This is a genomic window from Nocardia sp. NPDC057227, assembly GCF_042669725.1.
GTDB classification, from domain to species: domain Bacteria; phylum Actinomycetota; class Actinomycetes; order Mycobacteriales; family Mycobacteriaceae; genus Nocardia; species Nocardia asteroides_A.
On sequence record NZ_JBHUXA010000006.1, the window covers coordinates 98,372 to 121,085 of the forward strand.

Annotated in this window: 1 protein-coding gene; it reads left to right on the forward strand. The window is 75.9% G+C overall.

The window, feature by feature from the left end:
• Nucleotides 1-133 precede the first annotated feature (133 nt).
• Nucleotides 134-22,537: a non-ribosomal peptide synthase/polyketide synthase gene (locus ACFUJ1_RS11360; protein WP_378644832.1), complete on the forward strand. Its 22,404-nt coding sequence runs from the start codon at nt 134-136 to the stop codon at nt 22,535-22,537.
• Nucleotides 22,538-22,714: the final 177 nt, after the last annotated feature.

Genomic DNA, 22,714 nt, shown 5'->3' on the forward strand with positions numbered 1-22,714 from the left:
GCCCTGCCCCCGAGACCGGCGCCCCGGCATCTCGGGTGCAACAAGGCTGATTTGCCGACGATAAAGCGAGTGTGCGGCAGGGGCGACCGCTGCCTACACTCGAGAATCTGCTCTGCCTTAGGGGATGCACACGATGGACTCCCACCGACGCTCGAACCGGGACAACCGTCGGCGCAAGACCCGTAGCCCGCTGTTCGCTCAGCTGCTGACCGGGGCGGTCGAGGCTGCGGCGGAGTCGATCGCCATCCGGTACAACCCGACCGGCGAGCCAGGCGACCAGGTGGAGCTGAGCTACCGGGAGCTGGACGAGGCCTCGTCCAGGCTGGCCCGCGAGCTGATCGTCCGGGACGTCGGCCCCGGCGCGGTGGTCGCCATCGCCATCACCCGCTCGGCGGAGTCGGTGCTCGCGGTGTGGGCGATCGCGAAGGCGGGCGCGGCCTACGTGCCGATCGACCCCACCTACCCGCGCGAGCGGATCGAGCACATGGTCGCCGATTCCGGCGCCGAGTTCGGCCTCACCCTGAGCAGGCACCGGCCGGTGCTCGGCACCGCCGCCTACTGGATCGAGCTGGACGACCCCACCCTCGCCGAGCGCGTCGCCGAGCGCCCCGGCCACCCCGTCTCCTACGAGGACCGGGTGCGGCCGCTGCACGCCGAGCACCCCGCGTACGTGCTCTACACCTCCGGCTCGACCGGCCGGCCCAAGGGCGTCGTCGTCACGCACGCCGGGCTCGGCGCGCTGGTCGCGCACGAGCGCGACCACTACGACGTCCGGCCGGGCTCCCGCGTGCTGCACATCTGCTCGCCCAACTTCGACGTCTCGGTGCTGGAGCTGCTGCTCGCCTTCGCCACCGGCTCCACCCTGGTGATCGCGCCGCCCGGGGTCTTCGGCGGCTTCGAGCTGGCCGATCTCATCCGCCGCGAGCGGGTGACGCACATGCTGATCACGCCGGGCGCGCTGGAGTCGGTGGATCCGGGCGGGATCGACTCGCTGCGCTCGGTCATGGTGATCGGCGACCGCTTCGGCCCGGAGCTGGTCCGGCGCTGGGCGGTTCCACCCCGGAACTTCTTCAACGCCTACGGCCCCACCGAGGCCAGCATCGCCGCCACCGGCACCCCGGCGCTGCGCGCGGGCGAGCCGATCACCATCGGCACCGCGTACCCGGGCGTACACGCCTTCCTGCTCGACGCCAGGCTGCGGCCGGTGCCCGCCGGGGTGGTCGGCGAGCTGTACCTGGCCGGGCCCGCGCTGGCCCGCGGCTACCTGAACCGCAGCGCGCTCACCGCGAGCCGCTTCGTGGCCTGCCCGTTCGGCAGCGAGCTCGACGAGCCGGGCACCCGCATGTACCGGACCGGCGACCTGGCCAGGCGTACCGATTCCGAGCACGGCCCGCTGGAGTTCCTCGGCCGGACCGACTTCCAGGTCAAGGTGCGCGGCTTCCGGGTGGAGCTGGGCGAGATCGACGCCGCGCTCACCGCGCACGAGGACGTCGACTACGCCGCCACGCTCGGCAAGGTGCTGCCGTCCGGGGTCACCGCGCTGGTCTCCTACGTGCTGCCCCGGCCGGGCGCGGTGCTGGACACCGAGAAGCTGGTGCTCTTCGCCGGGCGCGCGCTGCCCGCGTACATGATCCCGGCGGCCGTCGTCGTACTCGACCACATCCCGCTGAACCCGGTCGGCAAGCTGGACCGGGCCGCGCTGCCGGAGCCGGTCTTCGCCGCGCGCGAGTTCCGGGCGCCGGACACCGCCGCCGAGCGGGCGGTCGCCGAGGCGTTCGCCGCGGTGCTGGGTCGGAGGGCTCGGGCCGATGCCGATGATGACCTCTTCGAAGTCGGGGCTGACGACGACTTCTTCGAGCTGGGCGGCAACTCCCTGCTCGCCGCCCAGGCCGCGGCTCGGATCGGCACCGCGCTGGCGGCCAAGGTCCCCGTGCAACTGCTCTTCGAGGCGACCACCGTCGCCGCGCTGGCCGAGCGGGTGGCGGCGTACGCGGGCACCGGCGGCAGGCCGCCGCTCACCGCGCAGCCGCGCCCCGAGCGCATCCCGCTCTCCTACGCGCAGCAGCGCATGTGGTTCCTGAACCGCTACGACCCCGAGTCGGCGGTGAACAACATCCCGACGGCGGTGCGGCTCACCGGCGCGCTGGACGTGGCGGCGCTGGAGCTGGCCGTCACCGACCTGGTCGGCAGGCACGAGGTGCTGCGCACCGTCTACCCGGAGCTGGACGGCGTCGGCTACCAGGACATCCGGCCGGTCGGCGACCCCGTGCTGCCCCGGCTGGAGCGCGGCAGCGCCACCGAGGACGAGGTGGCGGAGCTGGTCATGGCGGCCGCCGCGCGCGGCTTCGACGTCACCGCGGCCCCGCCGATCCGGGCCATTCTGCTCGACCTCGGCCCGGACGACGCGGTGCTGGTCTGCGTGGTGCACCACATCGCCGCGGACGGCTTCTCGCTCGCCCCGCTCACCCGCGACCTGATGACGGCGTACCTGAGCCGGACCCGCGGCGCCGAGCCGGACTGGGAACCGCCCACCGTGCAGTACGCCGACTACGCGCTCTGGCAGCGGCACGCACTCGGCTCCGAGGACGACCCCACCTCGACCATGGCGGAGCAGCTCGGCTACTGGCGGGCCCGGCTCGCAGACCTGCCGCCGCAGCCGGAGCTCCCCGCCGACCGGCCGCGCCCCGCCGCGGCCTCGCACCGCGGCGACACCCTCCCCTTCCGGGTGGACGCGGGCACGCACGCCGGGCTGCGCAGGCTCGCCGCCGAGCACGACGCCACGCTCTTCATGGTGGTGCACGCCGCGCTCGCGGTGGTGCTGAGCAGGCTCTCCGGCACCGACGACGTGGTGATCGGCACCCCCGTCGCCGGCCGTGGCGACGCGGCGCTGGACGACGTCATCGGCATGTTCGTCAACACCCTCGTGCTGCGCGCCGAGGTGCACACCGCGCGCCCCTTCACCGAGCTGCTGAGCGCGGTGCGCGGCGGCGACATCGCGGCCTTCGGCCACGCCGACGTCCCGTTCGAGCGGCTGGTCGAGCTGCTCGACCCGGTGCGCTCGCCCGCGCGGCACCCGCTCTTCCAGGTCATGCTGACCTTCCACAACACCGCGCGCGCCGAGCTGGAGCTGCCCGGGCTCTCGGTGCGCCCGATCGAGCTGCACAGCACCGGCCAGGCCCGCTTCGACCTGCAGCTCACCCTGGTCGAGCACCCCGGCTCCGGGCTGGCGGCTGCGATCGACTTCGCCACCGACCTCTTCGACCCGCCCACCGTGCGGGACTTCGCGGACCGTTTCGTCCGGGTGCTCGCCGCGGTCGCGGCCGACGCGACCGTTCCGGTCGGCGACCTCGACCTGCTCGCGCCGGGCGAGCAGGAGCTGGTGCTGAACGCGTGGAACACCGCGGGCGCCCCGGTGCCCGAGCTCACCCTCGTCGACCTGGTCGCGGCCCGCGCCCAGGCCAGGCCGTACTCGGTGGCCGTGCGCGGGCCGGGCGAGCTCGGCACCGAGCTGGACTACGGCACGCTCTGGGCCCGCGCCGAGAAGGCCGCGCGGGCGCTGATCGAGCTCGGCGCCGCCCCGGAGACCGTGGTCGCGGTCGCCGCCGGGCGCACCGAGGAGCTGCCCATCGCGCTGCTCGCGGTGCTCATGTCCGGCGCCGCCTACCTGCCGCTGGACACCGGCTACCCAGCGCAGCGGCTGAGCTTCCTGCTCGCCGACGCCGCCCCGGTCGCCGTGCTGACCACCGGCGCCGAGCGGGAGCTGCTCCCGCCCACCGACATTCCCGTTGTCACGCTGGCCGGGCTCGGCACCGGCGACGAGCCGGACGAATTCGTCACCCAGGTGCTCGCACCGCAGCGCAGGCTGGCCGCCGCGCGCCGCGGCGAGCTGCGCCCGGACAACCTCGCCTACATCATCTACACGTCGGGCTCCACCGGGACGCCGAAGGGCGTCCGGGTGACGCACCGGAACGTGCTCGAGCTCTTCGCCAACACCCAGCTCATCTTCGACTTCGACGCCGACGACGCCTGGACCCTGTTCCACTCCTTCGCCTTCGACTTCTCGGTGTGGGAGCTGTGGTGCGCCTTCGCCACCGGCGGCACCGTCGTGCTGGTCGACCAGCTGACCGCGCGCTCGCCGGAGGCGTTCCGCGCGCTGCTGGTCCGCGAGCGGGTGACCGTGCTGAACCAGACCCCGTCGGCCTTCCGGCAGCTGGCCGAGGCGGACCGGGTCGCGGTGGCGGGCGGCGCCGACCCGCTGGCGCTGCGCTACGTGGTCTTCGGCGGCGAGGCGCTCGACCTGCGCGGGCTGCGCGCCTGGTACGAGCGGTACCCGCGGGACGCCCCGTGGCTGGTGAACATGTACGGCATCACCGAGACCACGGTGCACGTCACCTTCCAGGTGCTGGACGAGCGGATGGCGGCGGAGGCGGTCGGCGTGATCGGCCGCGCGCTGCCGGGGGTCAGGGCGTACGTCCTCGACGACCGGCTGCACCCGGCGCCGGTCGGCGTGATCGGCGAGATGCACGTCAGCGGCGGCCAGCTGGCCCGCGGCTACGCCGGGCAGCCGGGGCCGACCGCGGCGCGCTTCGTCGCCGACCCGTTCGGCCCGCCGGGCGCGCGCATGTACCGCAGCGGCGACCTCGGCCGCTGGGCCGGGTTCGGCGCAGGCATGGCGCTGGAGTACCTGGGCCGCGCCGACCAGCAGGTACAGGTGCGCGGCTTCCGGATCGAGCCGGGCGAGGTCGAGGCCGCGCTGCTCGGCCTCGACGGCGTCGCCGAGGCGGCGGTGCTGGTCCGCGCCGACGAGCACAGCGGCGAGCGGCTGGTCGGATACGTGGTGCCCGGCCAGGTCTGGGACGCCTTCACCGACTCCGGGCCGGACCCGGCCGCGCTGCGCGCCGAGCTGGCCGCGCTGCTGCCCGCGCACATGGTGCCGGACGTGATCACCGTGCTGTCCGCGCTCCCGCTCACCCGCAACGGCAAGCTGGACCGCACCGCGCTGCCCAGCCCCGAGGTGATCGGCGCGGCGCAGGCGCAGGCCCCGGCCGGGCCGATCGAGCAGGGCGTCGCCGACGTCTTCGCCGGGCTGCTCGGCGCCACCGAGGTGGGCAGGGACGACGACTTCTTCGCCCTCGGCGGCAACTCGCTGCTCGCCACCCGCGCGGTGGCGCGGGTGAACGAGGCGCTGGCCGCCGCGGTCTCGGTCCGCGATCTCTTCGACGCGCCGACCGTCGCCGAGCTGGCCGACCGGGTGGTGACCAGCCGCGCCGCCGCGGACGGGCACGCCGAGCGGCCGCCGCTGGTGCCGGTGCGCAGGCCGGAGCGGGTGCCGCCGGCCCCGGCCCAGTACCGCATGTGGCTGCTGAACCGGCTGGATCCGGAGTCGCTGGTCTACAACATCCCGCTGGCCATCCGGCTCACCGGCGAGCTCGACGCCCCCGCGCTGCGCACCGCCGTCGCCGACGTGCTCGAGCGGCACGAGCCGCTGCGCACCCGCTACCCGCTCGGCCCGGACGGCGTGCCGTACCAGGAGGTGCGGACGGTCGAGGAGACCATGCCGGAGGGGCTTCCGGTCCGTCGCGCGGCCGACCCGGGCCGGCTCGTCGCCGACCTCATGGGCAACCCGTTCGACGTCACCGAGCACGTGCCGGTGCGCGCGGTGCTGGTCCAGACCGGCCCGACCGAGCACCTGCTCGTCCTCGTCCTGCACCACATCTGTGTCGACGGCGCCTCGGTGGCGGTGCTCGCCCGCGACCTGGTGACCGCCTACGCCGCCCGCTCCACCGGCGTTCCGCCCGCCTTCGCGCCGCTCGCGGTGCGCTACGCCGACTACGCCATCCGGCAGCAGGAGGTGCTCGGCTCGGCCGACGACCCCGGCTCGCTGGCGGCGAGCCAGCTGGCGTACTGGAAGGAGCAGCTCGCCGGGCTGCCCGCCGTGCTCGAGCTGCCCTGGGACCGCCCGCGCCCGGCCACCCCGACCATGCGCGGGCTGAGTGCGCGGGTGGTGATCCCGGCCGAGGTGCACGAGGCGCTGATCCGGCTCACCCGCGGCCGCAACGCCACCGTCTTCATGGCCGTGCACGCCGCGCTCGCGGTGCTGCTCGCCCGCTTCGCGGACAGCGGCGACCTCGCCATCGGCACCCCGTACGCCGGGCGCGGCGACCGCGCGCTGGACGACCTGGTCGGCATGTTCGTCAACTCGCTCACGCTGCGCACCGTGCTCGCGCCGGAGGAGAGCTTCACCGAGCTGCTCGACCGGGTGCGGGAGACCGACCTGAACGCCTTCGCGCACGCCGAGGTGCCGTTCGAGCAGGTGGTTGAGCACGTCGTCGCCGGGCACGTTGGCCCGCACCACCCGCTCTTCCAGGTCATGCTCGCCTTCCAGAACGTGGAGCCGCCGTCCCTGGAGCTGCCCGGGCTGCGGGTGAGCGCGCTCGACCCGGGTGCCGTCACCGCCAAGTTCGACCTGCAGGTCGTGGTGGAGCCGCGGCCGCGGGTCGACGGCCACGCGGGCGAGCTGGTCGCGCTCTTCACCGTCGCCGCCGACGTCTTCGACGAGGTCGCCGCGCAGTCCTTCGCGCGCCGCTTCGCCCGGGTGCTCATCGCCGTCGCCGACGACCCGGAGATCGCGGTCGGCGCCATCGACCTGCTCGACCCCGCCGAGCGGGAGCGCGCGCACGCCCGCACCCAGCTCGCCGCCGCCCCGGTCGCCGCGGCCACGCTGCCCGAACTGATGACCGCCGCGGTCTGGAGCGCGCCGGTCGGCGCCGCCGTGCGCTACGCCGGCGCCGACGGCGTCGCCGTCGAGATCACCTACGCCGAGCTGGACGAGCGCTCGAACCGGGTGGCGCGCGCGCTGATCGCGCGCGGCGTCGGCCCGGAGGACATCGTCGCGGTGGCCATGCCGCGCTCGCCGGAGTCGCTGCTCGCGGTCTGGGCCATCGCCAAGAGCGGCGCCGCCTACCTGCCGGTCGACCCGGACCACCCGGCCGACCGGGTGGCGCACATGATCGGCGACTCCGGGGTGCTGCTCGGGCTCACCGTCGCCGGGGTGCGCGACCGGCTGCCCGGCGCCGCCGAGTGGCTGCTGCTGGACAGCGAGAACACCGCCTACTCCGGCTACCCGGCGGGCGCGGTCGAGCAGACCGACCGGCGCAGGCCGCTGGAGCCGAGGCACCCGGCCTACGTCATCTACACCTCCGGCTCCACCGGGGTGCCCAAGGGCGTCGTGGTGACGCACGCCGGCTTCGCCCGGCTCGGCGCGCACCAGCGCGAGAAGTTCGGCGTCACCCCGGATTCCCGGGTGCTGCACTTCGCCTCGCCCTCCTTCGACGCCTCCTTCCTGGAGCTGCTGATCACGCTGGCCGGCTCGGCCACCGCCGTCGTCGTGCCGCCGACCGTGTACGGCGGCGCCGACCTGGCCGCGCTGCTGCGCCGGGAGCGGGTGACGCACGCCGTCTTCACCCCGACCGCGCTCGCCTCCATGGAGCCGGACGGCCTCGACGACCTGCGCGTGGTCCTGACCGGCGGCGAGGTGCTCAAGGCCGACCTGGTGCGGCGCTGGGTGCTGCCGATCGGGGAGAGCGGTTTCCGCGAGTTCTACAACGCCTACGGCCCCACCGAGGCCACCGTCGCGACCACCGTCACCGAGCAGCTCAGCGGCAGGCTGGTGCCGACCGTCGGCACCGCGATCCCCGGCAACGGGGTGTACGTGCTCGACCGGCGGCTGCGCCCGGTGCCGGACCGGGTGGTCGGCGAGCTGTACCTGACCGGTGCGCAGCTGGCCCGCGGCTACCTCGCGCGGCCGGGGCTCACCGCCGACCGCTTCGTCGCCGACCCGTTCGCCGCGGACGGCTCCCGGCTCTACCGCACCGGGGACCTGGTGCGCTGGACCAGGTCCGGCGATCTGGAGTTCGTCGGCCGCACCGACACCCAGGTCAAGATCAGGGGCAGGCGGATCGAGCTCGGCGAGATCGACGCCGTGCTGGCCGGCCACGCCGACGTCGACTTCGTGGCGACGCTCGGCATCGACCGGCCCGACGGCGGCACGATCCTTGCCGCCTACGTGCGGCCGATCAAGGGCCGCTCGCCCGCACCGAGGGAGCTCTTCGCGCTCGCCGAGCGGAGCCTGCCCGCCTACATGGTGCCCGCCGCCATCACGCTGCTCGACGAGGTGCCGCTGGCACCGACCGGCAAGCTGGACCGCGCCGCACTGCCCGCGCCGGTGCTGCGCGGCGCCGCCTACCGCGCGCCTGCCACCCGGCTGGAGGCGCTGGTCGCCGGGGTCTTCGTCGAGCTGCTCGGCGCCGAGCGGGCGGGCGCGGACGACGACTTCTTCGCGCTCGGCGGCAATTCGCTGAGCGCGACCAGGCTGGCCGCCCGGCTCGGCGCCCGGCTGGACGCGACGGTGCCGGCCCGGCTCGTCTTCGAGGCGCCGACCGTGGCGGCGCTGGCCGCCCGGCTCGCCGAGATCCAGGGCTCCGGCGCGCGCCCCGCGCTCACCCCGGTGCCGCGCCCGGAGCGGCTGCCGCTCTCCCCGGCGCAGCAGCGCATGTGGTTTCTGAACCAGTTCGACACCAGCTCGCCCACCGACACCATCCCGGTGGCGCTCCGGCTCACCGGCGCGGTCGACGTCGCCGCCATCCGCGCCGCCGTCGCCGACGTGCTGGCCAGGCACGAGGCGCTGCGCACGGTCTACCCGGCGGTGGACGGCGCCGCGCACCAGGTGGTGCTCCCGGTCGCCGGGGTGCTGCCCGACCTGGACCCGCGCCCGGCCGACCCGGCAACGCTTCCCGCCAAGCTCGCCGACTTCGCGAACGTCGGCATCGACGTCACCGAACAGCCGCCGGTCCGCGCCGCGCTCTACGAGCTGGGCCCGGAGGAGTTCGTCTTCGCGCTGGTCCTGCACCACATCGCCGCCGACGGCGCCTCCATCGCCCCCCTGGTCCGCGACCTCAGCACCGCCTACCTCGCCCGCACCACCGGCCACGAACCCACCTGGACCCCGCTCCCCGTCCAATACGCCGACTACACCCTCTGGCAACGCGAACTCCTCGGCGCCGAGACCGACCCCGACTCCCTGGCCACCGCCCAGCTCGGCTACTGGCAACACACCCTGCGCGGGCTCCCCGCCCGCCTCGACCTGCCCGCCGACCACCCCCGCCCCACCGTCGCCACCGGCCGCGGCGCCCGCCACTCCTTCACCATCCCGGCTCAGACCTACCGCGCGGTGGAGGAACTCGCCCGCCGCCACAACGCCTCGGCCTTCATGGTCACCCACGCCGCCTTCGCCGTCCTGCTGGCCCGGCTCTCGGGCACCCGCGACATCACCGTCGGCACCCCCGTCGCAGGCCGCGGCGAAGCCGCCCTCGACGACCTCGTCGGCATGTTCGTCAACACCCTGGTCCTGCGCACCCCCATCGACCCCGCCGAACCCTTCACCGACCTGCTCACCCGCGTCCGCGACACCGACCTCGCCGCCTTCGCCAACGCCGAACTCCCCTTCGAACGCCTGGTCGAGGTCATCGACCCCGAACGCAGTGCCGCCCACCACCCCCTGTTCACCGTCGCCCTGTTCTTCCAGAACCTCGACCCCGTCGCCCTGGAACTGCCCGGCCTCACCGTCACCGGGCTCGACGTCGACGGCGTCCGCGCCCGCTTCGACCTCCAGCTCACCGTCACCCCGCCCCGCGAGGGCGCCGCGGCGGCCGAGTTCGCCTACGCCACCGACCTCTTCGAGCCCGCGACCGTCGCAGGCTTCGCCGACCGGCTGCTTCGCCTGCTGGACGCGCTGGTCACCCGGCCCGCCACCGCCGTCGGCGACGCCGCGCTGCTGACCGACGCCGAGCGGGCGGCCGCGGTGTGGTCCGGCCCGGCGTTCCAGGTGCCGGGCGAGGAGCTGCTCGACGGGTACCGCCGGGTGGTGCGCACGCTCCCGGCGCAGGTCGCGGTGGAGTACGAGGGCCGCATCCTGACCTACGCCGAGTTCGACGCCGCGGTGAACCGGCTCGCCCGGCTCCTCATCGCCCGCGGCGCGGGACCGGAAACCGTTGTCGCGCTGTCCATCCGGCGCTCCCCGGAGCTGGTGATCGCCATCTACGCGGTGCTCACCGCGGGCGCCGCCTTCCTGCCGCTCGACCCGGAGCACCCGGCCGAGCGGATCGGCACCGTGCTCGGCATCGCGGCACCGGTCTGCCTGCTCACCACCGCCGCCGACCGGGTACCCGCGCCCGCCGGGCTGCCGGTGCTCGAGCTGGACGGCCTGGACGCGGCCGGTTTCGCCGCCGAGCCGCTCGCCGCCTACGAGCGGCGCGCCCCGCTGCACCCCGAGCACCCCGCCTACGTGCTCTTCACCTCCGGCTCGACCGGGCAGCCCAAGGGCGTCGCGGTGCCGCAGCGCGCCATTCACCAGCAGATCAGCTGGATGCTGGCGCGCTACCCGCTGGAGCCGGGCGACCGCTACCTGCAGAAGACCGCGACCACCTTCGACGTCTCGCTCTGGGGCTGGCTGCTGCCGCTGCGCGCGGGCGCCAGGCTGGTGCTCGCCACCCCGGACGGCCACCGCGACCCGCGCTACCTGCTCGACACCATCGCCGCGCGCGGCATCACCGCCACCGACTTCGTACCGTCCGTGCTCACCGCGCTGGCCGCGGCGGCCGGCCGGGCCAGCGCCGACCTGGCGAGCCTGCGCGAGCTCTTCGTGATCGGCGAGGCGCTGCCGCCGGAGACCGTCGCCGCCTTCGCCGCCGCCACCCCGGCCCGGCTGCACAACCTGTACGGCCCCACCGAGGCCGCCGTCTCGATCACCGGCTGGACCGCGCGCCCCGGCGTGCCGGTCGCCATCGGCGAGCCGCAGGGCGGCAGCCGGGTCTACCTGCTGGACGAGCGGCTGCACCCGGTGCCGGACGGCGTGGTCGGCGAGCTGTACCTGGCAGGCGGCCAGCTGGCCCGCGGCTACGTCGGCCGCCCCGACCTCACCGCCGACCGCTTCGTCGCCGACCCGTTCGGCCCGGCCGGTTCCCGCATGTACCGCAGCGGTGACCTGGTGCGCCGCACCGCCGCGGGCGAGCTGGAGTTCCGCGGCCGCGCCGACTTCCAGGTGAAGTTCCGCGGGCAGCGGGTCGAGCTCGGCGAGATCGAGGCCGCGCTGCTGGCCGCGCCGGAGGTGGCACAGGCCGTCGTGGTGCCGGTGCCGGTGGCCGAGGGGGAGCACCTGGTCGGCTACCTGGTGCCCGCCGACGGCGCCCGGCTCGACCGGGACGCGCTGCGCACCCGGCTGCTCGCCCGGCTGCCCGGGTACCTGGTGCCTGCCGCGCTGGTGGAGCTGGCGGCGTTGCCGCTGAACAGCTCCGGCAAGCTGGACCGGCGGGCGCTGCCCGCGCCGGAGTTCACCGCGCGCGCCTTCACCGCGCCCAGCGGCCCGGTGGAGGAGCTGGTGGCCGCCGCCTACGCGGAGGTGCTGGAGACCACCGGTGTCGGCCGGGACGACGACTTCTTCGCGCTCGGCGGCAACTCGCTGGGCGCCATGCGGGTCGCGGCCAGGATCGGCGCGGCGCTGGAGCGCCGCGTCCCGGTGGCGCTGGTCTTCGAGCTCCCGGTCGTCTCGGCGCTGGCCGCCCGGCTCACCGGCGCGCCCGTCGACGACGCCCCCGCGCTGGTGGCCGCGGTCCGCCCGGCCGCGGTGCCGCTCTCGCCCGCGCAGCGCCGGATGTGGTTCCTGAACCAGTTCGACACCGCCGCCACCGCCTACAACATCCCGGTCGCGGTCCGGCTGCGCGGCGCGCTCGACACCGCCGCACTGCACGCCGCGGTCGGCGATGTCATCGACCGGCACGAGACCCTGCGCACCAGCTACCCGGACGCGGGCTCCGGCCCCGAGCAGCGGATCCTGCCGCCGGGCAACGGCATCGAGCTCGCGATCGAACCGGTGGCAGCGGCCGACGTCACCGAGCGGGTGGCCGAGCTGGCCGCGACCCCGTTCGACGTGGCCGCCGAGGTGCCGGTGCGGGTCGCGCTGCTCGCCGTCACCGACCCGGAGCCCGGCGGCCCCGAGCACGTGCTCGTCGTCGTGCTGCACCACATCGCCGCCGACGGCTGGTCCATCCGCCCGCTCACCGGCGACCTGGTCGCCGCCTACCGGGCCAGGGTCGACGGCGCCGCCCCCGAGTGGGCGCCGCTGCCGGTGCAGTACGCCGACTACGCGCTCTGGCAGCGCGCCACCGTCGGCGATCCCGACGACCCCGACTCGCTCGGCGCGGCCCAGCTGCGCTATTGGCGGGACGCCCTGGAGGGGCTGCCCGTGGAGTCAAGCCTGCCCGGTGACCGGCCGCGCCCGGCGCAGCCGTCGCTGCGCGGCGGCGCGGTCGCCTTCACCGTCGACCCGTCGGTGCACCGCGCCCTGGACGAGCTGGCCAGGGGCACCGGCGCCTCGCTCTTCATGACCGTGCACACCGTGCTCGCGGTGCTGCTCGCCCGGCTCGGCGGCGGCGACGACATCGCCGTCGGCACCGCGGTCGCTGGCCGCGGCGTCGCCGAGCTGGACGACGTGGTCGGCATGTTCGTCAACACCCTCGTGCTGCGCAGCCGGATCGACCCGGCCGAGCCCTTCGCCGAGCTGCTCGCCAGGCAGCGGGAGACCGACCTGGCCGCCTTCGCGCACGCCGACGTCCCGTTCGAGGAGGTCGTCGCGGCGTTGGAGCCGGAGCGGGCACTGAACCGCAGCCCGCTCTTCCAAGTCGCGCTGGCCTACCAGAACCTGCCCGCCACCGGCTTCGCGCTGCCCGGGCTGGAGCTGACCGTGCTCGACCCGCAGCTGCGGGTGGAGCGCTTCGACCTCTCGGTCGCCATCGGCGCGGCCGGGCCGGAGCGGGACGCCGCGCTGGTCGGCTCGGTCGGCTACGCGCTGGACCGCTACGCCGAGTCCACCGTGCGGGCCTTCGCCGGGCGCTTCGTCCGGCTGCTCGCCGCGGTCGCCGCGGCCCCGCGCACCCCGGTCGGCGACCTGCCGCTGGTCACCGAGGCCGAGCTGGGCGGGTCGTCCCGGCTCGGTGGCAGGCCCGCCCCCGACCTGCTCACCCTCTCCGACCTGCTCACCGGCGCGGCCGCGCAGGCGCCGGCCACCGTCGCGCTGCGCGCGGGGGAGCGGAGCTGGACCTACGACGAGCTGCAGACCCGCTCGGCCCGGCTGGCCCGCGCGCTGATCGACAGCGGGATCGGCCCCGGCGACGTGGTCGCCGTCGGCATGCCGCGCACCCCGGAGTCGGTGCTCGCCATCTGGGCGGTGGCGCAGACCGGCGCCGCCTTCGTCCCGGTCGACCCGGACTACCCGCCGGAGCGGGTGGCCTTCATGGTCACCGACTCCGGCGCGGTCCTCGGCCTCACCCTGGCCGCGGTGCGCGACCGGCTCCCCGCCGACCTGCCCTGGCTTGCCCTCGACGGCCGCGGCTCGGACAACTGGATCAACGAGTTCGGCGCCACCCCGGTCACCGACCGGGACCGGCTGGCCCCGCTCAGCCCCTCCGACATCGCCTACGTGGTCTACACCTCCGGCTCCACCGGCGCGCCGAAGGGCGTCGCGGTGAACCACCTCGGGCTGGCCGGGCTGGTGGTCGCGCAGCGGGTCGCGCTGCGCGCCTCCGGCGAGTCGCGGGTGCTGCACGTCGCCTCGCCCTCCTTCGACGCCTCGATCTTCGAGCTGCTGCTCGCCGCGGGCGCGGCCGCCACGCTGGTCATCGCCCCGCGCAGTGCGTCGAGCGGCGACGAGCTGGCCGAACTGCTGCGCGCCGAGGCCGTCTCGCACGCCGTGCTCACCCCGTCGGTGCTCGCCACGCTCGACCCCGCCGCGCTGCCCGACCTGGTCTCGCTGCTCGCCGCGGGCGAGGCGAGCCCGCCGGAGCTCGCCGCGCGCTGGGCGATCACGCTGCCGGACGGGCGGGTGCGCGAGCTGCACAACGGCTACGGCCCCACCGAGGCCACCGTCATGACCAACAGCGCCCGGCTGCAGCCGGGCGCCCCGGTGACGCTCGGCGAGACCGTCGCCGGGATCACCGAGTGGGTGCTCGACGGGCGGCTGCACCCGGTGCCGACCGGCGCCGTCGGCGAGCTGCACATCGCGGGCGCCGCGCTGGCCGAGAGCTACCGGAATCGCCCCGGGCTCACCGCCGCCCGCTTCGTCGCCTGCCCGTGGCTGTCCGGCCAGCGCATGTACCGCACCGGTGACCTGGTGCGCCGTACCGCCGCGGGCGACCTGGAGTTCCTCGGCCGCAACGACCTGCAGGTGAAGATCCGCGGCCTGCGGATCGAGCCGGGCGAGCTGGAGGCCGTGCTCACCGCGCACGAAACGGTCGGCTTCGCGGTGGTGCAGCCGCGGCAGCTGCCCGGCGGCGCGGTCGGGCTGGTCGGCTACGTGCTGCCCGCCGACGGCCACGAGATCGGCGTCGAGCAGCTGCACGCCTTCGTCACGCACCGGCTGCCCGCGCACCTGGTGCCCGCCGCGCTGGTCGTGCTCGATGCCATCCCGCTCACCCCCGGCGGCAAGCTGGACCGGGCCGCGCTGCCCGCCCCGGTGCCGACCGGCGGCACCGCGCGGCCGCCGGTGGACGCCACCCAGGCCCGGCTGGCCGAGATCTTCGGCCGGGTGCTCGGGCTGGAGCACATCGGCGTCGACGACTCGTTCTTCGCGCTCGGCGGCGACAGCATCTCGGCCATCCAGGTGGTCGGCGCGGCCCGCGCGGCCGGGCTGGTGATCACCGCGCGCGAAGTCTTCGAGCAGCGCACCGTGGCCGGGCTGGCCCGGATCGCGCGCACCGCGGCGCACCAGGGCACCGCGCCCGCCGAACTCTCCGGCGGCGGCATCGGCTCCATGCCGCTGCTCCCGGTGCTCGCCGACTTCCTCGACCGCGGCGGCATCGTCGACCGCTTCGGCCAGTTCATGGTGCTCGCGCTGCCGCCCGGGATCGACCGGGGCGACCTGGTCGCCACCCTCGCCGCCGTGGTCGAGCGGCACGACGCGCTGCGCGCCCGGCTGCGCCCCGCGCCGGCGGGCTGGGAGTTCGAGACGAGGGCGACCGACTCCACCGAGCTGGTCGCCGCCGCCATCACTCGGCTCGACCTGCCGGCGGCGGCGGGCGAGGCCGAGCTGAACCGCTTCGCGACCGTCGCCGCCGACACCGCGCTTGCCGAGCTGGCCCCGGCCGCGGGCCGGATGTTCGCCGGGGTCTGGCTGCACCGCCCCGACGACCGCGACGCCCTTGTCCTCGCCGTGCACCACTACGTGATCGACGGCGTCTCCTGGCGGGTGCTGCTGCCCGACCTGGTCACCGCGTGGGCGCAGCTCTCGGCGGGCATCGAGGTGGAGCTGCCCCCGGTCGGCACCTCGCTGCGCCGCTGGGCGCACGGCCTCGCCGCCGCCGCGCCCGGCCGCGCCGACGAGCTCCCGCTCTGGCGCTCGATCCTGGCCACCCCCGACCCGCTGCTCGGCGTGCGCGCGCTCGACCCGCGCCGCGACACCCACGCGGGCACCGGCCGCTTCGAGGTGCCGGTGCCCGGCCCGATCGCCGCCGCCGTGCTCACCCGGCTGCCCGCGCTCTACCACACCGCCCCGGACACCGCCCTGCTCACCGCGCTGGCCATGGCGGTGCGGGCCTGGCGCGCCCGGCGCGGCGTCGAAGCCGCGACCACCGTGGTCCGGCTGGAGGGCCACGGCCGCGAGGAGCAGGCGGTGCCAGGCGCCGACCTGGCCCGCACCGTCGGCTGGTTCACCACCGTGCACCCGGTCGCGCTCGACCTCGGCGCCGTCGCGCTCGGCCCCGACTACGAGGGCGGGGCGGGCGCCGCCGAGGCGGTGCGCGCCGTCAAGGAGAACCTGCGCGCGGTGCCCGACCGCGGCATCGGTTTCGGCATGCTGCGCAGGCTCGACCCAGCCGGCGAGCTCGCCGAACCCACGCACCCCGGCCAGATCTCGTTCAACTACCTCGGCCGGGCGGGCGGCATCGCGGGCGCGCTCACCATGGACTGGCTGCCGACCGGCGAGTTCGGCCGGATCGAGCTGGACCCCGCGCCCGAGCTGCCCGCCTCCGGCGTGATCGAGATCGACGCCATCGCCGACGACCTGGACGGCATCCGGCTCACCGCGACCTTCCGCTACGTCGCGGGCATCCTGGACGAGGCCGACGTCCGCGACCTCGCCGAGGACTGGCTGGCCGCGCTGGAGTCGCTGGCCGGGCACCTGGACCACCCGGCCGCGGGCGGGCTCACCCCGTCCGACGTCGCGCTCGTCGCGGTGTCGCAGCCGGAGCTGGACGGCTGGCGCCGGGCGGGCGACGGGCTGGTCGACGTGCTCCCGGTGACCCCGCTGCAGGCCGGGCTGCTGGTGCACAGCGCAGAGCCGGGCCCCGACTACTACGTCATGCAGTTCGCCCTGGAACTCCCCGCCGACGTCGACCTCGACCGGCTCTACGCCGCCGGGACGGCGCTGCTCGACCGGCACGCCGTGCTGCGCACCGTCTTCGCGCACACCGCGGACGGCACCCCGGTGCAGCTGGTCTACGAGCGGGTCGCGCTGCCCTGGCAGCACTTCGAGCCGGTCCCCGACGCCGACCTGCCCGCGCTGCGCGCCGCCGAGCGCGCCGAGCCGATGGACCCCGGCACCGCCCCGCTGCTCCGGATGACGCTGTACCGCACCGAATCCGGCCGCGCCCACCTCACGCTCACCCTGCACCACCTGCTGCTCGACGGCTGGTCGATGCCGCTGCTCGTCCGGGACCTGCTCGTGCTCTACGCGGGCGGCCCCGAACTGCCCGCGCCGCGGCCCTACCGCGACCACGTCCAGTGGCTCGCCGAGCGCGATCGCGGTGCCGCGACCGCCGCATGGGCCGCCGCGCTGGACGGCGTCGAGCCGACCCTGCTCGCCCCCGCGCTCGCCGCCTTCGCCGGGCCGGTCCGGCCCGAGCAGCGCGACGAGGTCGGCACCGCCGTCGTGGAGGTCGACGTCACCAGGACCGCCGTGCTCGGCGCGCTCGCCACCGGCACCGGCGTCACCGTCGCCACCGTCGTGCAGGCCGCGTGGGCGCTGGTCGTCGGCGGCGCCGTCGGCAGCGACGACGTGGTCTTCGGCGCGGTCGTCTCCGGCCGCCCGGCCGAGCTGGCAGGCGCCGAGGAGATGGTCGGGCTCTTCGCCACCACCGTCCCGGTGCGGGTGCGCACCGGCGGGCCGGGCACCGTGCGCGACCTGCTCACCCGGCTGCAGTCCGAGCAGGCCGCGCTGCTCGACCACCACCACCTCGGCCTCGCCGACATCCAGCGCGCCCCCGCGCACCGCAACGGCTCCGCCGACCCGCTCTTCGACACCCTCGTCGCGGTGGAGAGCTACCCGGTGGACACCGAGGCGCTGCGCGCCGCCGCCGAACACGCCACCGGCGCGCCCGGCCTCGGCGCCATGGACTCCGTCACCTACACGCACTACCCGATCACCCTGCTGGTCGAGGTGGGCGCGCAGCTCGGCATCCGGGTGCTCTTCCGCCGCGACACCGTGGAGGACGCGGTCGCCGCCGTGCTCACCCAGCGGCTGCGCGTCGTGCTCGACCGGATCTCGCTCGGCCCCGACCGCAGGCTCGCCGCACTCGACCTGCTGCCCGGCCCGGAGCGCGCCGTGCTCGACGCGCTCAACGACGGCGCGCTCGCCCCGCCGCCCGGCGACGCCACCCTGGTCTCGCTCTTCCGCGACCAGGTGGCGCGCACCCCGGACGCGCCCGCGGTGACCTTCGGCGCCGAGACCGTCTCCTACGCCGAATTCGGCGCCCGCGTCGCCGGTTTCGCCGGTGCGCTCGCCGACCTCGGCGCCGGGCCGGAGCGCCTCGTCGCGGTGGCGCTGCCGCGCTCGCTCGACCTGGTGACCGCGATCTACGCGGTGCTGGAGACCGGCGCCGCCTACGTCCCGCTCGACCCGGCCGACCCCGCCGAGCGGATCGACGCGGTGCTCGCGCAGGTCCGCCCCGAGTTCGTCCTCGCCACCGCCGATTTCCGCACCGGAGCCGGGACCACCGTCGTCGACTTCGCCGAGGTGCGCCCCGGAATCGCGCGGGCCTACGCCAACCGCCCCGACACGCTGGCCTCCATCGTGCACACCTCCGGCTCCACCGGCAGGCCCAAGGGCGTGCTCGTCACGCACCGGCAGCTGGTGAACCAGCTGCGCTGGGCCCAGGCCGCGCACCCGCACGACAGCACCGACGTCGTCCTGCACAAGACCCCGGTCACCTTCGACATCCACGCCTGGGAACTGTTCTGGCCGCTGCAGACCGGGGCCAGGCTGGTGATCGCCGAACCCGGCGCGCACCGCGAGCCCGCGCTGCTGCGCGCCCTCATCGAGCGCGCGGGCGTCACGACCGTGCACTTCGTCCCCTCGCTGCTCGACGCCTACCTCGGGCTGCTCGCCGAGACGCCGGGCGAGCCCGCCGCGCTGCCGCGCCGGGTCTTCGCCGCGGGCGAACCGCTCGGCCGGACCACCGTGCACCGCTTCGCCGCGCTGCTCACCGGCGAGCTGCACAACTGGTACGGCCCCGCCGAGGCGACCGTGGTGACGGCGTACCGCGCCGACACCGACGGCGGGACCGGCCCGGTGCCGATCGGAACCCCGGTCGCGGGCACCGATATCCACGTGCTGGACGGGCTGCTGCGCCGGGTGCCGATCGGCGCCCCCGGCGAGCTGTACCTGGCCGGGGTCCAGCTGGCCCGCGGGTACGCGGGCGAGCCGGGCCGGACCGCCGAGCGGTTCGTCGCGGACCCGTTCCGCCCCGGCGAGCGGCTCTACCGCACCGGCGACGTCGTCCGGCTCGGCCGGCGCGGGCTGGAGTACCTGGGCCGCAACGATTTCCAGGTGAAGCTGCGCGGGCAGCGGGTCGAGCCGGGCGAGGTGGAGGCGGTGCTGCGCGCGCACCCCGCCGTCGCCGTCGCCGCGGTGACCGTCGCCGACGGGCGGCTCGTCGCCTACCCGGTGTCGGTCGCAGGTCAGGTCGTCGACCCGGCCGAGCTGCTCGCCTTCGCCCGCACCCGGCTGCCCGGGTACCTGGTGCCCGCCGCCGTCGTCCCGCTGGCCGAGCTGCCGCTCACCGGCACCGGCAAGCTCGACCGCCGCGCCCTCCCCGCCCCCGACTTCGCCCCCCGCACCGGCCGCGAGCCGCAGACGCGCACCGAGCAGCTGGTCGCCGACGCCTTCGCCGCCGCGCTCCCCGGCGCCCCCGCCGTCGGCGCCGACGACGATTTCTTCGCCCTCGGCGGGACCAGCCTCGACGCCGTGCGCGTCGTCGCGCGTCTGGTCGCGGAGACCGAAGTGCCCGTTCGCGTCCCGTGGCTGTTCGACCGAGCGACGGTCGCCGATCTCGCCGCGCGGATCGACGCGGTGCGCGGCGTGCCCGCCGTGCCCGTCGCGCACGCGGCCGGGGGAGTGGTGCCCGAGTCGCACGAGTACGCGGCCGGGGACGAAGCTCCGGAGTTCGGTGTGCACGCGGCCGGGACGGGCCCCCTGCAGCCCGGTGCGCACGCGGCCGGGGACGCTCAGCACCCGTCCAGTGCTCCGAGCGCCGATCCCGAGCCTGCCGCCGGGCTCCCCGCGGCCGAAATCGCCGAGCCGGGCACGGACCTCGGCGACGACTCCCGGTCCCCAGCACCCGCCGACGACATGCCGACCGCCGTCTACCAGCCCGTCACCGCGGGCAAACACGCCGCCGAACCCGCCGCACCGGCGGACCCGGCCCTCGCCGTCGTCCTCCCGCTGCGCACCGGCGACGCGAAGCAACCGCCGCTGTTCTGCATCCACCCCATGGCCGGGCTGGCCTGGTGCTACCAGCCGCTCGCCGCCCGCCTCACCCCGGGATTCCCGGTGTACGGCATCCAGTCCCCGGTCCTGTCCGAGCCGCTCACCGGCCCGGACGCCTGGGACGGCCCGGAATCGCTGGCCGAGCTGGCCGAGCGGTACGTCGCCGAGATCAGGGCGGTGCGCCCGGACGGCCCGTACCATTTGCTCGGCTGGTCGCTCGGCGGCGTGCTGGCGCACGAGGTCGCGGTGCGGCTGCGCGCCGCCGGTCAGCAGGTCGGGCTGCTCGCCCTGCTCGACGCCGACTTCGCCTTCGACCTCACCACCTGGCGCGAGACCACGGTCCGCATGCTCGCCGAGATCGGCATGCACGACGTCGACCCCGACCGCCTCGCCGAACTCTCCGAGGAGCACCTGGCGGCACTGCACCGCAGCATCCCCAGCGAGATGGTCGAGGTGGACCGCATCCGCCTGCGCGCCGCCTACACCACCGCGGTCCGCTCGGTCCTGCTGCTCCCGCGGCACCGCCCCGGTGTCTTCGACGGCACCGTGCACTACTTCCGCGCCGCCGCCGACGCCCGCCGCGACCACGACGTCATCGCCTCCTGGCGTCCGCACGCCGCCCGCGTCCTCGACCACGAGGTCCCCGTCCGCCACGAGGAGATGACCGACCCCACCGCCCTCGACACCGTCACCCCCCTCCTCGACGCCATCCTCACCGCCGACGCCCCCACCGAGATCCGCCCCCTCCCCGAACCCCCCGCCCCCGCCCCCGAACACGCCGCCCCCACCCCTGAGCTGGCTGCCCCCGCCTCCGAGCTCGCTGCCCCCGAGCCCGCTGCCCCCACCTCCGGGTCCGCTGCCAGCGCCTCCGGGCCCACTGCCCCTGCCTCCGGGCCCACTGCCCCCGCCGACGAGCCGAAGTCGGCCGCGGAGTCCGCATGGACCACAACCTCGAACGGCACTGCCGTATCGGCGCCCACCCCCGCCGACGAGTCATCCGAGGTGCCGGTACAGCCCGCCGAGCCCGCATGGGCCACCCCGTCGAACGGCATCCCAGTGCCGAGCGCGGAACCCACCCCGTCGGCAACCCCCGCCGAGTACCCCTGGGCCACGCCCTCCAACGGCACCCCTGTGCCGAGCGAGCCCCCCTCACCAGTGGGAACCGGCACGGAGTACCCCTGGGCCACCCCGTCCAACGGCGTCCCGGCTGGTCCGGCCCCCGAACCGAGCCCCCCGTGGGCCACCGCGTCCAACGGCGTCCCCGCACCCGAGCCCACCACCCCCGGCTCCCCGTCGGCAACCGCTACCCCCGCCCTCCCGCCCCACGACGAGGACAAAGCCCCCCGCCACCGCGCCCGCCAGGAGTCCCCGAACCCCTTCGGCCCCGCCGTCACCGACCCGGCCCCCCACCCGGCCGAGCCGAGAACCCAGGTCCCGACCATCTCCACCTCGGCCCTGACCACAGCGGTCCTCCCGTCCCGCCTCCCCATCACCACCCCGACGGCGGTGCACCTCGGCCTCACCCCGCAGGTCCGCGCGGCAGCCGTCGACGTCCCCGCCGGAACGGACCCGGCAGCGGTCCGCACCGCGATCGACGCGGTCCTGGAGCGCCACCCCCTGCTCTGGTCCCGCTGGCGCCAGGAACCCGGCGCCCCCGGCCCGGTCTTCGAACTCCCACCCCCGGCCGAGCGCACCGACGAGCCCTTCGTCCACCTCCCGCTCTCCGGTGACCTCCCACCCCTCGACCGCCTGGTCGCCGAGGTCTCCGCCGAACTCGACCCGGCGGCGGGCCGCAATATCCGCTTCGTCTTCGCCGCCCGCCCGGACGGCTCCGCCACCCTGCTCCTGGTCGCCTCGGCGCTCGTGGTCGACGACACCACCTGGCGCATCCTGGCCGACGACCTCTCCGCCGCCTGGTCCGGCAGCAGGCACGCCAACCCGCCCGGCGCCGACGACGGCGTCACCGAGCTGCTCACCGCCCTGCGCCGCCGCCTGGCCGGCCCCGAGCGCGCCGAGCTGGACTGGTGGCGCGGCACCCTCGCCGGCCGCCCGGCCGAGCCGCCGATCCCGGCGGGCGGCCGCCGCCGCATCTCGCTCACCATCACCGCCGACGGCACCGCCGCGGTGGCCGCCGCCGCGGCCGCACACGGCGCCGAAGTGCTCGACGTATTGCTAGCCGCCACCGCGCTCGCCGTGCGCACCGCCGCCGACCAGGCGGTCACCAGGGCCATCGGCCCGGTCGTCCGGCTGCGGGCGGACGGAAGGAGCGCGGGCCGCACCGACGGGGTCGCGGGCGCCTTCGACGTCGGCTACCCGCTCCCGCTGCCCCCGGCCACGGTCGACGTGGCCGAGGCGCTGGTCGGCGGCCCGGCCGCGGGCGACCTGCTGGAGCGCGTCGCCGCCGCGCGCGCCGCGGTGCCATCCGGCGGCGCGGGCTACTCGGTGCTGCGGCACGTCACCGCCCGCAGGGAGCTGGCCGCCGCCGCGCAGGGCCGGTACGCGCTGCGCTACCGCGACGTGCGCCCGGCCCGGGTGCTGATCGAGCCCCCGGTCGCCGATGTGCTGCTCGACCTGCTGATCGACGTCGGCCCGGACGGCCTGCTCGTCCGCTTCGACTACGTCGAGGCGGCGTTCAACCAGGACGAGATCCGGGTCTTCGCCGAGCACTGGGTACGCGCGCTCGGCGGGCTGGCCGAGCACGGCTCGCAGCAGCCTGCCGCGCGCTGACGGCTCGCCGGGCCGGGAACCCGTTCCCGGCCCGGCGCCGCCTTCGGGCATGATGGGGCGAAGTCACAGTAACGTCACGCCGGGCCGCGGCGACTACACAGACCGTAGGGTTCGGGGCGCGTGTCCGCGTCAGGACGTGCCAGTCGATGAACCCGAGACGAAGCGAAGGTGTGAAAT

Excerpts from the sequence above, each read along its gene's own strand:
- ACFUJ1_RS11360 (WP_378644832.1), top strand. The coding sequence starts at position 134 with ATGGACTCCCACCGACGCTCGAACCGGGACAACCGTCGGCGCAAGACC.